The sequence below is a fragment of the Paenibacillus sp. M2 genome (genome assembly GCF_046713495.1).
Taxonomy (GTDB): domain Bacteria; phylum Bacillota; class Bacilli; order Paenibacillales; family Paenibacillaceae; genus Paenibacillus; species Paenibacillus amylolyticus_B.
The window spans coordinates 4,415,375-4,428,880 of record NZ_CP169648.1; the positions used below are offsets into that span (position 1 = coordinate 4,415,375).

Here is a 13,506-nt window from a genome sequence, read left to right on the forward strand (position 1 = left end):
TTTAGGATACCTGTAATCCGGCAGCAGCGAAGCGTTTGCCAAAGTCACGGCATGTTTCTTTCTCCTGCTCAAGCGGACTATATTCAATTTTCAACATCTCTGGAGATACCTCCGCCCCACGCTCTTGCAGCTTGGCAGCCGCGAGATCAACTGCACCGCAGAACTGCTCATATGAGGTGTCACCACTACCAAACACCGCAGCTCTCTTACCACTTAGGTCAAGCTCATCCAGCTCCTCATAGAAATCAAGGAATTCATCTGGCAACTCCCCATCTCCCCAGGTGTACACACCGATCATGAATCCGTCATAGTCCAATACATCAGATGCATTACAATCCGTTACGGATTTCAGATCTGCCTCGTGGCCTCCCTTTGTAATTCCCTCCACAATCAGTTCTGCAATTTCTTCTGTATTTCCTGTCATGCTTGCATAAGCCACTAACAATTTAGCCATCTATTTTTCCCTCACTTTAATTTGATCATGTAATATTCTCTCTATGAAGAAAGAATGAATTTTGGATTAACAAAATCATATGTGATAATGATTATCATTGTCAAATTAAATTTTAGATATCTTCGCTTTTCAGTATATGGCGCACATTGGATTTCAACACAGCTAAAACAACCTTCACCCTTTTAAGGTCAGTTGTAATACCTTCCTCCAATGATCCCGTCCCCCAACTGGCGTACAAGCCCTTTTTTGTTGTACAATAGTATCCAAATGACTTTTGAAGGATGGATAAATCATTATGTACGTAGCTAAGAATTGGAAGGACTATGAAGTAATCGATACAGGAGGCGGCGAGAAACTGGAGCGTTGGGGAGATGTGATTTTACGCAGACCCGATCCACAGATTATCTGGCCCCTCGAGCAAGAAACCAATGAATGGCGTCAGGTGCATGGTCACTATCATCGCAGCTCTTCCGGTGGCGGTAACTGGGATATGAAAAAGCCTATTCCCGAGCGATGGACGATCGGATACGAAAACTTGAAATTCCACATTAAACCTACCAGCTTTAAGCACACTGGCCTGTTCCCTGAACAAGCTGCTAACTGGAGCTGGATGATGGATAAAATCTCCAATGCAGGACGTCCTATTTCTGTCTTGAACCTGTTTGCCTATACAGGCGGAGCAACGGTAGCCGCAGCTTACGCAGGCGCTTCTGTTGTGCATGTGGATGCAGCTAAAGGCATGGTTCAATGGGCCAAGGAAAATGTTCAATTATCCGGACTGGCTGATCGCCCTGTTCGTTTTATTACAGATGATGTATTCAAATTCGTACAACGGGAACAACGTCGCGGAAATCGTTACGACGCCATTATTATGGACCCTCCTTCATATGGCCGAGGCCCTAATGGAGAGACATGGAAACTGGAAGAGAACCTATATCCTTTCTTGAAGTCATGTATGACGATTTTGTCGGATAATCCATTATTCATGCTGGTTAACTCCTACACTACGGGCATTTCCTCTACGGTTCTGCGCAACATGTTGACCATGACGATGTCTGCTCAGTACGGTGGTGACATTACTGCAGGTGAAATTGGTCTGCCGATCACACGCAGTGGTCTGGATCTGCCTTGTGGTATTCTGGGCCGTTGGGAGTCTTAATCATGTCAGAACATCGGCATGACCACGATGCAATTCCGATTCTGTTTGAGGACAACCATCTGTTAGGCATTACGAAGCCGGTCAATGTACCTACACAGGAAGATTCATCAGGTGATCCGGATTTGCTTACATTACTGAAGCAGGATCTGAAAGAACGATACAACAAACCTGGTAATGTTTATCTCGGGTTAGTACACCGACTTGATCGTCCTGTTGGAGGGGCAATGATTTTTGCCAAGACTTCTAAAGCAGCTTCGAGATTGTCCGAGACTGTGCGGGGACGTCATTTCCGTAAAATATATGCGGCTGTTGTACATGGCAAGTTGCCTGCACAGCAGGGAACATTAAAACACACGCTCCTGAAAGATGCACGTACAAATACCGTTACTGTTGTACCTAAAGGTACGACTGGTGGTAAGGATGCCGTTCTGGATTACCGTGTTATCGGCGAGACAGACCGTTACAGCCTCGTCCATATCGAACTGCACACCGGCAGATCTCATCAGATTCGGGTGCAAATGAAAGAAATCGGCTGCCCTCTGTACGGGGATCAGAAGTACGGCGCAAGCGTGAATAAACCCGGGCAACAGATTGCTCTATGGTCTGCGATTGCAGCTTTTCCTCATCCAGTTACCAAGGAAGAAGTTATTCTGCAATCTTTACCTGCAAGAGAATTCCCCTGGGCAGAATGGCCCGCTGCCGTGTACCAAAAAGCTTTTGGACAATCTCAATAAGTACATGTTCAGCAAGACTGGTTTTCAGTACCGAGAAGATGGGATCAAAAGCGGTTTTATCGAACAACCTCTATAAGTGCACAGGATCAGGTTAGATCTGTCCATACAACGTGTCGTTCAGATTCTGTATCTGAACGACACGTTTTTTCATATTTTCAGTTATATACCTAAGATACAGAGAGGAGACATCCTGATGACCCCGTTTACCAAACAAGTCATTGCGATCATCGCGGCGATTCCCGAAGGTAAAGTGATGACGTACGGTCAGATTGCAGCCCATGCTGGAAGTCCGAGAGCGGCGAGACAAGTCGTCCGTATTCTGCACTCGATGAGCCGCAAGGAACGTCTGCCCTGGCACCGTGTTGTCAACGCAAAAGGCGAAATCTCCATACCGGACGAACACTCGCGCATAATGCAGGAAACAGAACTGATTAGCGAAGGTGTGGAGTTTCAACTGAACGGAACCATTAACCTAAAACAGTTCGGTCATGAGCCCGATCCTGTATTTCTTATCGATCCAACGATCCAGCCCGAATAATAAGAGTACTCTCTTCCTATCGCGCACACCAAAAAAAGAGAACTCCAGCAGTTATGGTTACCCCATTTCAACTGCTAGAGTTCTCTTTTTTTTTCTGATATTCGTTATGCTGTAGCCGTCGCTTTTTCATGTTCTACAGTAACAGGTTCAACAGCCGGTTTCGTTTTACGAATAAAGAACGCCATAATTAAAGCAACCAAAGTCATTCCGGTAGCCACGATGAATGCATAGTTAACACCATAAATCGTTGCATCTGCTGTAGCAGCTATCATCGCTGTCTTATTATTAGGATCAACCTGACCCGCAGCCACTGCATCCGCCAGATGTGTTTTGAGCTTGCTGCTCATGATGGTAACGAGAATGGCTGTACCAATCGCTCCGGCAACAGTACGCAAAGTGTTGGACATCGCTGTACCATGTGCGTTCAGACGTTGAGGCAGTTGATTCAGACCTGCTGTCTGGATTGGCATCATCAGCATCGACATACCGAACATACGAGCCGTGTAGATAAACATCATGTAGCCGTAGGTAGTATCGATTGCCAGACGACTCAGTCCAAACGTTGTAATCGCCGTAATGGCAAGACCTGCAACCGAAAGCCAGCGTGCGCCCACTTTATCAAATATGCGACCTGTAATTGGAGACATAATCCCCATCAATATCGCACCGGGCATCATCAGAAGTCCTGATTCAATCGGTGAAAATCCACGAATGTTTTGCAGGAAAATAGGGAGCAGGATCATACCTGCAAACATCGCCATTGTCACGAGCATGTTGATAATCGTTGTTAATGTATACATGTTGTATTTAAAAATACGGAACTCAAGGAGCGGATGATCTGTTGTCAGTTGACGAATAACGAACAGAATCAGGGATATCGCACCTACGACGAGACATCCAATGACAATTGCACTGCCCCATCCATCGGTACCCGCATCACTGAATCCGTAGAGCAAACTACCAAAACCTAGTGTAGATAAAATAACGCCTGGATAATCCAGTTTAGGTCTGGATTGACGTGTTACGTTTTTAACAAAAGCAATACCAATTGCCGTTGCAATAATAGAGAATGGCAAGATGATGTAGAACAACAATCTCCAGGAATAATGCTCAACCACATAACCTGAAAGTGTAGGCCCAATCGCAGGGGCCAGAATCATCGCGATCCCCATGGTTCCCATGGCCTGACCGCGTTTCTCAATCGGGAAGATGGTCAGGAATACAACGGTCATCAGAGGCATCAGGATACCTGCACCTGCCGCTTGAATGACACGACCTACCATCAGAATGGTGAAGGTTGGACTAAGACCACAGACTAATGTACCTATGGTAAATAGAGTCATGGCTGTAATGAAAATTTGACGTGTTGAAAACTTGGCAATCAGATATGCCGTAACCGGAATCAGAACACCGTTGACCAGCATATAACCCGTGGTTAACCATTGGGCTTTGTTTGCATTGATCGCGAGGTCTTCCATGATTTTAGGAAGAGCTACGTTCATCAGGGTTTGGTTCAGGAATGCCACAAAGGCACCAATTAACAATGCCGCTACAATCGGGCCTTTCTTGATGTTGTCCATCGCGGAGGATGGAGCTGCAGCAGTAGTCGTACTCATATGTTGTTCATCTCTCTTCCTTCTAACTTTTCAATCATTTGACTATGAATTCTAAGTAGGTGCTCTAGGTCTTCCTTCGATATGTCCAGAATGGGTGACACTCTTTCCATCCACAAATGGTGCGTTTCCTGTTGGGCCTGTTCCCCTTTATCCGTAATCTGAAGTTTAACGGATCGGCGGTCAGCATCCGAACGTGTCCGAACGATATACTCGCCTTTGACGAGCCGCTCCACAACAGCGCTCATGGAACTGCTGCCCATATGACATAGCTCAGCCACTTCGTTGATGCCAATGGAAGGGCGCTCCCTCAGGATCGATAACACCATAAACTGAATCGAAGTTAGCTCGATCTCCTTGTTTTCATTCCAAAATGCTCGAAAGAGCATTTGATTCACCTGGCGGAACGAATTAATAATATAGAATACTTCATACGTATCAGTCATTGATTCACCCTTTTACTTTTGGAATATAATATTTCGTACACGAAATATCAGGGGAACAATTATTTATTATAACAAAAATATTTACATAGTCAACTCTTTACATATGAATTCACAAAAATAATATTAGGTCATACTAACTGTGTTACATCTCATGCTTTTACTCAACTAACCTGGACACAGTGTGTAGCATATGTAATTTGTAAATAAAATAACCATAGGGCTCCTGCATGAAACGAGCAGGCACTCCTATGGTTATTCAGAAGAATCAGCATGGTATTATACCGAAGTAGATAAGGCAGGCTCTTTGGTTTTGGGTGTTGTCATTTTGCCTAACAGATATACCAGCAATTGTTGATTGTGCATCGAAATGTTACTGAGAACAGAGTTCATGAATTCATTACGGATGGTGATTCCCCGCTCTGTCTCCATTCTTCCTTTCTCTGACAGAGATACCCACACAATGCGTCGATCCTGATTATCCCGATTCCTGCGAATCAGATCATTCTTCTCCATCCGATCGAGCAGCATGGTTACAGCAGCTGGTGTAGTCGACAGATAAGGAATCAGATCCGAAGGTTTCATCTTCTGATGATCTTCGAGTACCTCCAGAACAGCCAGCTGAGCCTCCGTTAATGAGGGTGCCAGCTCCTGATCCATATGCAATTTATAATCTTTGGTCAACCTGGACCAGCACTTGGCAAAATCGGAATTATACATCTTCCATCGCTCCTCTCTGCAACCGGTTATCACTTCACCTGCTTAAGTTTTCGCGCTCCAAAGCCGCATTCCTGCTGCTTTTTTTCAATTTCCTAGCGATCGACCGTAATCGACGAAGGTTGTTAAACTTCGCACGAATGCCCTCTTCTAATCCGCCTTTGAACAACAAAAAAAGACTCCTCGCATGACAGGATTAGCTGTTCTGCGAAAAGTCTCGTTTGTTTGTTTTTATGAAGATGATGCTGGTTGATTCTCATTGAAGTCCCTTAGAAGTTCAACGATCTCGTCCTGTTTGTCCACATGAACGATCAGCTTGCCAATATGTTTGCGCTCTGTAATCGGAACACCTTCCGAAGAGATCGGGAACACTTGGCCTTCTTTGGTCATTACAGTGATCTTACGTTGCTCTTTGCAATAAAACGCTCCAACAATACGGCTACCATTCGGTTTCACACGTTTGCCTTCTTTGAACTCGAATGTGGCAAGCCCCTTGCCTCCACGGCTCTGTATAGCGTAATCCAGAAGTAATGATCGTTTACCATATCCCAGATCGGACAACACGGCAACTTCGCCTTCATCTCCTTCTACCCATAGAGCCGATACAACTTCATCTGTTTCTCTTAACTGAATACCACGAACACCACCGGATACACGTCCCATTGGATTGACTTCATCCTCTCGGAAACGAATGGCCATGGCTTCTTTTGTAATCAACATAATATCTTGACCACCTGTACTCAGATGTACAGATAACACTTCATCGTCCTTGCCCACTTTACAAGCCGCAACTGCACCGGACCGTTTGGTAACATAATCCTTGAGCTCCGTTCGTTTCACCTGTCCTCTTCGCGTAACGAAGACCAGACTGTGGTTTGGCTCTTCAAAGGATTTCACAGCAAGCACACTTGCAATACGGTCATCTTTCGCAAGTGGAATCACGTTCACAATGGCTGTGCCCGGATCTTTCCACTTGAATTCAGGTACCTGGTGAACAGGTAACAGGAAGTACTGACCTTTCCTCGTAAAGACAAGCAAGTTCTCAAGCGTATTTACTTCCAGAACCTGAGCGATATAATCGCCATCTTTTACTCCACTTCCGCTCCGTTCACCACCAGAACGTGTAAAGGACTGCATGCCTGTACGTTTCACATATCCCTCTTTGGATAACGTAACAAATACATCTTCCGCATTCACAAGTACTTCGAGATTAACCTTAAGTTCTTCCACTTCACCCTGGATCGCAGAACGACGGTCTATGCCGTATTTCTCACGAATCTCCATCAATTCCTTGCGGATGACTCCGATGAGCTTGCGGTCACTATCCAGAATGGATTGTAATTGTGCAATCTTTTTCATCAGTTCACCGAGTTCCTTCTCCAGAGAATTGATCTCCAGATTCGTCAAACGGTACAATTGCAACGTAAGGATGGAATCCGCTTGGCGTTCCGTGAATCCAAACATCCACATCAGGTTGTTTTGGGCATCTTGACGGTTCTTCGATGCTTTGATGGCCGCAATGACCTCATCAAGGATGTTAAGTGCTTTTACCAAGCCCTCGAGCACATGCGCACGGTCTTGCGCCTTCTCCAGCTCAAACCGGGTACGGAAGGTTACAACCTCCCGCTGATGGGCAATGTAAGCCTCGAGGATCGATTTCAATCCTAATTGGTGAGGTGCTTTATTCACAATCGCCACCATATTGAAATTATAGGTGACCTGTAGGTCGGTTTTCTTCAGCAAATAAGCCAAAATACCTTGTGCGTCCGCTTCTTTTTTCAACTCAACCACGATTCGCAGACCTTCACGTCCGCTCTCATCACGCACTTCAGCAATACCTTCAACCTTCTTCTCAAGTCGAATGTTCTCCATCGCTGTAACCAGACGAGATTTCACGACCTGATAAGGAATTTCGGTAATGACGATCTGCTGTTTGCCACCGCGCATGTTTTCAATCTCGGTTTTGGACCGGATATAGATCCGTCCCTTACCTGTGCGATAGGCATCCAGAATGCCGTCACCGCCCATAATCAATCCGCCTGTTGGAAAGTCAGGACCCTTCATAAACATCATGATTTCGTCCAGCTCAATCGACGGTTTTTCCATCACAGCGATCGAGGCATCAATGACTTCACGCAAATTGTGTGTAGGAATCTCCGTTGCAAATCCGGAGGAAATACCGCTGACACCATTAACCAGCAAGTTCGGATAACGGGATGGCAATACAACCGGTTCTTTGGCCGTATTATCAAAATTATCCTTAAACAGAACCGTCCGTTTCTCGATATCGCGAAGCATCTCCATCGCGATGGGCGACAAACGGGCCTCCGTATACCGCATCGCCGCTGCCGGGTCATCATCCTGTGATCCCCAGTTACCATGACCGTCCACGAGCATATGGCCCATTTTCCATGGCTGAGCCATCCGCACCATGCCCTCATAGATGGATGAGTCACCATGTGGATGATAATTACCCATTACGTCCCCAACGGTTTTGGCAGACTTGCGGTAAGTCTTGTCAGGCGTATTACCTGAATCGTACATGGCGTATAGAATACGCCGTTGTACTGGCTTCAACCCATCCCGGACATCCGGAATGGCTCGATCCTGAATAATATATTTGGAGTAGCGACCGAAACGGTCCCCAACGACCTCTTCGAGAAAGGCCGGCATAAATTGTTCTGATGGACTCATTCCAAGCACCTTCTATTCTTCGTACTCTGTAAAGTCGACGTTCTCTACAATCCAGCGTTTCCGCGGATCAACCTTATCACCCATGAGCGTAGATACACGACGTTCTGCTTTTGCTGCATCAACAATCTGTACCTTCAGCATCGCACGAGTTTCCGGATTCATTGTTGTCTCCCACAGTTGATCCGGATTCATCTCACCAAGACCTTTATAACGTTGAAGCTCAACATTATTACCGAATTCCTTCATATAATTCGCCAGTTCTTCATCCGTCCATGCATATCGAACACTCGCAAGCTTACCAGACTTACGAGTAAGTTTGTACAATGGCGGCTGAGCAATATATATTTTGCCTGCATCAATTAAAGGCTTCATATAACGATAAAAGAAGGTCAACAGCAGCACCTGAATATGTGCGCCGTCCGTATCCGCATCGGTCATAATGATAATTTTGGAATAATTGCTGTCTTCAACTGCAAACTCGGTTCCTATGCCCGCCCCGATCGCCGCTGTAATGGCACGGTATTCTTCATTTTTGAGAATGTCGGCCAGCTTTGATTTTTCCGGATTGAGCGGTTTTCCCTTGAGCGGCAGAATAGCCTGAATCTTCGAGTCACGTCCCTGTTTGGCAGAACCACCTGCGGAATCACCTTCAACAATAAACAACTCATTTCGGGTAAAATCCTTTGATTGCGCCGGCGTTAGTTTGCCGTTCAGGTTGGAACTCTCACTGCGTTTCTTGCCTGTACGCATATCATCACGTGCTTTGCGTGCTGCTTCTCTAGCTCTGGAGGCTTGAACCGCTTTGCGAATTAACGTTTGAGCTACCTGCGGGTTTTCTTCCAGAAACCTTTGAATATTTTCGGAAACGACCGAATCCACAGCACTTCGAGCGGAAGCGCTGCCGAGCTGATCCTTCGTCTGACCTACGAACTCAACATCTGACATTTTGACACTGATGACGGCCATCATACCTTCACGCAGGTCATTACCTTCGAGGTTTTTGTCTTTTTCCTTAATCATGCTGGTACGCCGTGCGTAATCATTCATTACACGGGTATATGCAGCCCTGAATCCGGTCTCATGAGTACCGCCGCCCCGAGTAGGGATCGAGTTCACGAATGAAGCCAGTGTTTCCGTATAACCCGCGTTATACTGGATTGCCACTTCGACTTCAATGTCATCCTTCTCCGCATAGAAGTGAATAACATCATGCAGCACATCTTTATTTTCGTTAAGAAAAGCAACAAACTGGCTTGCTCCGCCTTCATACATGTATTCATCCTGATTGCCCGAACGTTCGTCCTTGAGCACAATTCTCAGACCTGAATTCAGAAAAGCAATCTCCTGAAGACGTTCTGCCAATGTATCATAATTAAATTGAATACCGCTCTGGAACACCCGAATATCCGGTTTAAATGTAACTTTTGTACCTGTCCGATTGGTATTGCCCAACACTTCGAGACCGGAGACCGGTTCACCGACATGTTCAATCCCTTTTTTGTCCTTCCAATACTCGAATCGCTGACGATGAATCTTGCCATCACGGAAAATCTCGACTTCAAGCCACTCGGACAATGCGTTTGTAACTGACGCACCTACACCGTGCAAACCGCCTGATTTTTTGTATCCTGATCCACCGAACTTTCCGCCTGCGTGCAAAATCGTAAACACGACCTGGGGAGTAGGAATCCCTGTTTTATGTATACCTGTCGGAATTCCCCTTCCGTTATCCTGAACCGTAATAGAACCGTCCTTATGCAGCGTGATATCGATTTTGGAGCAGAATTTGGCGAGATGTTCGTCGACAGCGTTGTCGACAATTTCCCATACCAAATGATGTAAACCTGAAGTGCTGGTGCTGCCGATGTACATCCCCGGCCGTTTCCGTACCGCCACCAACCCTTCAAGTACTTGAATGTCGTCCGCGTCGTAGCCTGAAGACCCCTGTCCTCCGCCTGTCGAACCTGCCGACATATCGATTTGCTCGACCATTCATGCTCCCCCTTCTTAACTTGCAACTAAAAAAATGCCTAAAATGCAAACAGATGTTTTCTTATCCTTGTCCATTTTAATTCAAGATATCCCGTTTCGTAAAGACAAGGAATGACACAATGAGTGAAGCAATGCCCCAAACACTAAGCACAATAAGGGAAAAACCTAAATTCATACCCTCGATTGGAGGTAACCCGCCAGACAAATAATTCGGAAGTTCGAGGTTAACCATGAACAGATACTTCGCTGTCTGCCAAGATGCTGCCATACTGGTCAAGATTGTTCCTGCAATCAGCGCTGCCATCATGATAACGATACTTGCAGCAGTACTGCGCACAAGCACGGATACCATAAATGCAAGCATAGCCACAATTACACTCACAAACCAGATCAGTCCTGCCTGCATAAGCATATACAACCACTGGTCTACAGCATGCACTGCCGACATATCGACATCTGTTCCCACAACTTTGAATCCTGTGAAGATTGGCATGTTGAAGCCTTTATAACCAAAGACCGCACCCGATATGACATAACATATAATGTAGGCGGATACCACGATGATCGAAACAAACATAATCAGCGTAATTAATTTGCTCAGAAGCACTTTCCAGCGTCTAACCGGACGCGTTAAAAGCATTTTAATCGTCCCTGTCGTACGTTCACCAGAAACAAGATCTGAAGCAATAGCCATGATTAACAGTGGAATAAACAATCCAACCGCGTTGTTCATGAACTCCCGCGTAAAGGTAACACCACCCGGTTCTTTGGGATTGATGTCATTCTCAAGATAATACTGCATCTGCTGGATATATACTGTTCTATATTTTTTGTACTCTTCAGGTACGCGATCGCTACCGAGCGAATTTTGGTTGTCTGTGATGGCCTGTTGCAGTTCAAGACGCCAATCGCCGCCAAACTTGTCGCGATTATTCTCCGCAGATTTCATCTGGGCATACGTAAACATCGGTACGAGGACCGCAAGTACAATAAATATAATATAAAGCCGTTTTTTCTTCACCATCTTAATCGTTTCATTGCGGATCAGCGGCATGATATTACTCAATGGATTCACCTTCTGTCATTTTTAAGAATAGTTGTTCAAGCGTAGGCTGGATCCGCTGTACCCCTTCAACCTGAATACCTGCTTGAACCATCTGCTGCACCAGATCAGGAATTCGATCTTCATGCATCTCGGCAACCACAGCGTTAGGACCAAGGCCCGCAACAATGGTATCATCCATCACATCCGCAGGCCGACCTACCAAAGCAATTCCTGCATCCTGTAACATTTTTTTGCCTTGCTCCAGTGGTGAAACATGCCATATGGCCAACTTGGAATGATCTTCAATCAGTTCGCTTACACCTCCAACGGCAAGCACACGCCCAGCACTGATAATGGCTACTCTGTCACAGAGAAGCTGAATCTCACTTAACAAGTGACTGCTGACAAATACAGCCATACCTTCGCTGGCAAGTTGCTTAATAAAGATACGAAGTTCCTTAATGCCTTTTGGATCAAGGCCATTTGTCGGTTCATCCAGAATGAGCAGACGCGGTCGCCCAAGCAGTGCTTGTGCAATACCGAGCCGTTGACGCATACCCAATGAGTAAGTTCTGACTTTATCGTGAATCCGCTGATCCAGACGCACAATATCCACAACTTCCTGAATTCGTTCATTGTCCACACCTGGTTGCATGCGGGCAAAATGCTCCAGGTTCTCCCACCCTGTCAGATATGTATATACCTCCGGATTTTCAACAATGGAGCCTACATACTTCAAAGCACGCTCAGGGTCTCGATTCACATCATAACCACAGACTTTAATTTTTCCTTCTGTCGGTTTGATCAGATCGACCAGCATCCGTATCGTAGTTGTTTTTCCGGCACCGTTGGGACCGAGAAATCCGAAGATTTCACCAGGTTTTACGTCAAATGTAACGTCTTTAATAATCCACTTGCGTCCGATCCGCTTTTTCAGATTCTGTACCGATAGGACGGAATCATACTGCTGCTCTGCCATTTAATTTCCGCTCCCTTCTGCCGGTGTATCTGTCTGGAATTCCTGTGCAATCCGAACTGCAATTTGCTCATAACCTTGTCCGTTGGGATGGAAATGATCTGACGAGAGATACTCCCCCAGATGATTTTCAAACAAATCAAATGTAGGGACCAGTGTCATCTTGTCCTCGTTGTTCAAAATAGCCAGTGCAGCGTCGTTCCATGCAGCAACCACTGCATTACCCGGCTTCTCCAGTTCCTTCACATCGCCAAATGGATTGTACAACCCTATGTACGCAATCTGTGCATCGGGATTGATTTCTTTTACTTTCTTCAATATCTCTTGAAGGCGTTTGGACGTTTCCGGTAAAGCCGCTGCCAGCTGCTCTGCTGTTGGCGGATCTTCCCCCTGTAGAACTTGCCCTCCCTGGAACAGATCATTTGCGCCAATCGAGAGCAAAATAAAATTGGACTTCTGTAGGACATAACGTACGCCTTGCTCATCGAGTTTTTCCAATAAAGCATCCGTTCTCAAACCGTTCACACCCAGATTGTTAAGAACCTGAACATCATATCCTTTATCTTTAAGCAGGTTCCCTGCACGTCTCACAAAACCGAGTCCCTCATCATCCCCCGTACCTCTTGCCAGGGAATCGCCAATGACGGCCATCCGAATCTTGCCATTTTCCACTACAGCGGGTTCTCCTTCCTTATCCTTGGATGGAGCAGTTGCCTCCTGGCCTGTAGTTAACGCTGAATCTCCCTCGGGGAAAATCACGTCTTTTATAGCGTATCCAAATCCAAATAACAACAACAAGGTTGCCAAGATGGATACTGTACTGACGGTTCTCCAGATCCATGGTGCTGAATCAAGGCTTTTTTTCTTTTTCATCATCACATCTCCGCTCATGTACACCAATCCGGGTGCTTAATAATTTATAATGACTTTACATTAAGGCGTGTCTAAAAATCCGCTTCCTTCGGAGTTTTCAGACACGCCCTGATGATGCTATTCCTAAATAACATAAATGTTCTGTCGTTAATTTGCAAATTTTGCCGCTACATTCGCAGAATTCATTTTCTATATGTCATTTAACGGAAAAAAGGTTATGCCATACACAGATTTCAACTGTGCTGGCATAACCTTGTGGAAAAGAAAG

12 protein-coding genes are annotated in these 13,506 nt (G+C 45.7%); 3 read left to right on the top strand and 9 right to left on the bottom strand.

Annotated elements, in window-relative coordinates; all coding sequences use genetic code 11:
- Nucleotide 1: 1 nt before the first annotated feature.
- Nucleotides 2-454: a flavodoxin gene (locus tag ACETMN_RS19890; RefSeq protein ID WP_091017919.1), complete on the bottom strand. Its 453-nt coding sequence runs from the start codon at nucleotides 452-454 to the stop codon at nucleotides 2-4.
- Between the two features lie 295 nt (nucleotides 455-749).
- Between ACETMN_RS19890 and ACETMN_RS19895 the strand changes: the two genes are divergently transcribed.
- The 3 genes from ACETMN_RS19895 to ACETMN_RS19905 all read left to right on the top strand — a co-directional run bounded on the left by ACETMN_RS19895 (nucleotide 750) and on the right by ACETMN_RS19905 (nucleotide 2,885).
- Nucleotides 750-1,613: a class I SAM-dependent methyltransferase gene (locus tag ACETMN_RS19895; RefSeq protein ID WP_017687801.1), complete on the top strand. Its 864-nt coding sequence runs from the start codon at nucleotides 750-752 to the stop codon at nucleotides 1,611-1,613.
- A 2-nt stretch (nucleotides 1,614-1,615) separates the two neighbouring features.
- Nucleotides 1,616-2,347: an RluA family pseudouridine synthase gene (locus ACETMN_RS19900; RefSeq protein WP_091017921.1), complete on the top strand. Its 732-nt coding sequence runs from the start codon at nucleotides 1,616-1,618 to the stop codon at nucleotides 2,345-2,347.
- A gap of 193 nt (nucleotides 2,348-2,540) precedes the next feature.
- Nucleotides 2,541-2,885: an MGMT family protein gene (locus tag ACETMN_RS19905; protein ID WP_091017922.1), complete on the top strand. Its 345-nt coding sequence runs from the start codon at nucleotides 2,541-2,543 to the stop codon at nucleotides 2,883-2,885.
- A gap of 104 nt (nucleotides 2,886-2,989) precedes the next feature.
- Here the strand turns inward: ACETMN_RS19905 and ACETMN_RS19910 are convergent, their stop codons facing one another.
- From ACETMN_RS19910 to ACETMN_RS19945, 8 genes are all read right to left on the bottom strand, one after another.
- Entirely contained in the window at nucleotides 2,990-4,501 is a 1,512-nt protein-coding gene (locus tag ACETMN_RS19910; protein WP_091017924.1) for a DHA2 family efflux MFS transporter permease subunit, read from the bottom strand.
- Nucleotides 4,498-4,944 carry a MarR family winged helix-turn-helix transcriptional regulator gene (locus ACETMN_RS19915; protein ID WP_036613308.1) on the bottom strand — a complete coding sequence of 149 codons (447 nt, stop codon included), beginning with the start codon at nucleotides 4,942-4,944 and terminating at the stop codon, nucleotides 4,498-4,500. Before ACETMN_RS19915 ends, ACETMN_RS19910 begins: the two co-directional genes overlap by 4 nt.
- Nucleotides 4,945-5,220: 276 nt before the next feature.
- Complete coding sequence (locus ACETMN_RS19920; protein WP_036613306.1) at nucleotides 5,221-5,661, bottom strand: MarR family winged helix-turn-helix transcriptional regulator; 441 nt, start codon at nucleotides 5,659-5,661, stop codon at nucleotides 5,221-5,223.
- Nucleotides 5,662-5,889: 228 nt separating this feature from the next.
- Complete coding sequence (gene gyrA / locus ACETMN_RS19925) at nucleotides 5,890-8,352, bottom strand: DNA gyrase subunit A (protein WP_411734989.1); 2,463 nt, start codon at nucleotides 8,350-8,352, stop codon at nucleotides 5,890-5,892.
- Nucleotides 8,353-8,364: 12 nt separating this feature from the next.
- Complete coding sequence (gene parE / locus ACETMN_RS19930) at nucleotides 8,365-10,344, bottom strand: DNA topoisomerase IV subunit B (protein WP_091017927.1); 1,980 nt, start codon at nucleotides 10,342-10,344, stop codon at nucleotides 8,365-8,367.
- 76 nt (nucleotides 10,345-10,420) lie between these two features.
- Entirely contained in the window at nucleotides 10,421-11,410 is a 990-nt protein-coding gene (locus ACETMN_RS19935) for an ABC transporter permease (RefSeq protein WP_036613298.1), read from the bottom strand.
- Complete coding sequence (locus ACETMN_RS19940; protein ID WP_411734990.1) at nucleotides 11,403-12,368, bottom strand: ABC transporter ATP-binding protein; 966 nt, start codon at nucleotides 12,366-12,368, stop codon at nucleotides 11,403-11,405. The genes ACETMN_RS19935 and ACETMN_RS19940 overlap by 8 nt, the downstream gene beginning before the upstream one ends.
- Nucleotides 12,369-13,238 (bottom strand): GDSL-type esterase/lipase family protein, encoded by an 870-nt coding sequence (locus tag ACETMN_RS19945; RefSeq protein WP_192131026.1) that lies wholly within the window; start codon nucleotides 13,236-13,238, stop codon nucleotides 12,369-12,371.
- Nucleotides 13,239-13,506: the final 268 nt, after the last annotated feature.

What these genes read in the sequence shown, in the direction of transcription:
- ACETMN_RS19890 (WP_091017919.1), bottom strand. Translation starts at nt 454, where the DNA reads ATGGCTAAATTGTTAGTGGCTTATGCAAGCATGACAGGAAATACAGAA.
- ACETMN_RS19895 (WP_017687801.1), top strand. Translation starts at nt 750, where the DNA reads ATGTACGTAGCTAAGAATTGGAAGGACTATGAAGTAATCGATACAGGA.
- ACETMN_RS19900 (WP_091017921.1), top strand. Translation starts at nt 1,616, where the DNA reads ATGTCAGAACATCGGCATGACCACGATGCAATTCCGATTCTGTTTGAG.
- ACETMN_RS19905 (WP_091017922.1), top strand. Translation starts at nt 2,541, where the DNA reads ATGACCCCGTTTACCAAACAAGTCATTGCGATCATCGCGGCGATTCCC.
- ACETMN_RS19910 (WP_091017924.1), bottom strand. Translation starts at nt 4,501, where the DNA reads ATGAGTACGACTACTGCTGCAGCTCCATCCTCCGCGATGGACAACATC.
- ACETMN_RS19915 (WP_036613308.1), bottom strand. Translation starts at nt 4,944, where the DNA reads ATGACTGATACGTATGAAGTATTCTATATTATTAATTCGTTCCGCCAG.
- ACETMN_RS19920 (WP_036613306.1), bottom strand. Translation starts at nt 5,661, where the DNA reads ATGTATAATTCCGATTTTGCCAAGTGCTGGTCCAGGTTGACCAAAGAT.
- gyrA (WP_411734989.1), bottom strand. Translation starts at nt 8,352, where the DNA reads ATGAGTCCATCAGAACAATTTATGCCGGCCTTTCTCGAAGAGGTCGTT.
- parE (WP_091017927.1), bottom strand. Translation starts at nt 10,344, where the DNA reads ATGGTCGAGCAAATCGATATGTCGGCAGGTTCGACAGGCGGAGGACAG.
- ACETMN_RS19940 (WP_411734990.1), bottom strand. Translation starts at nt 12,368, where the DNA reads ATGGCAGAGCAGCAGTATGATTCCGTCCTATCGGTACAGAATCTGAAA.
- ACETMN_RS19945 (WP_192131026.1), bottom strand. Translation starts at nt 13,238, where the DNA reads ATGAAAAAGAAAAAAAGCCTTGATTCAGCACCATGGATCTGGAGAACC.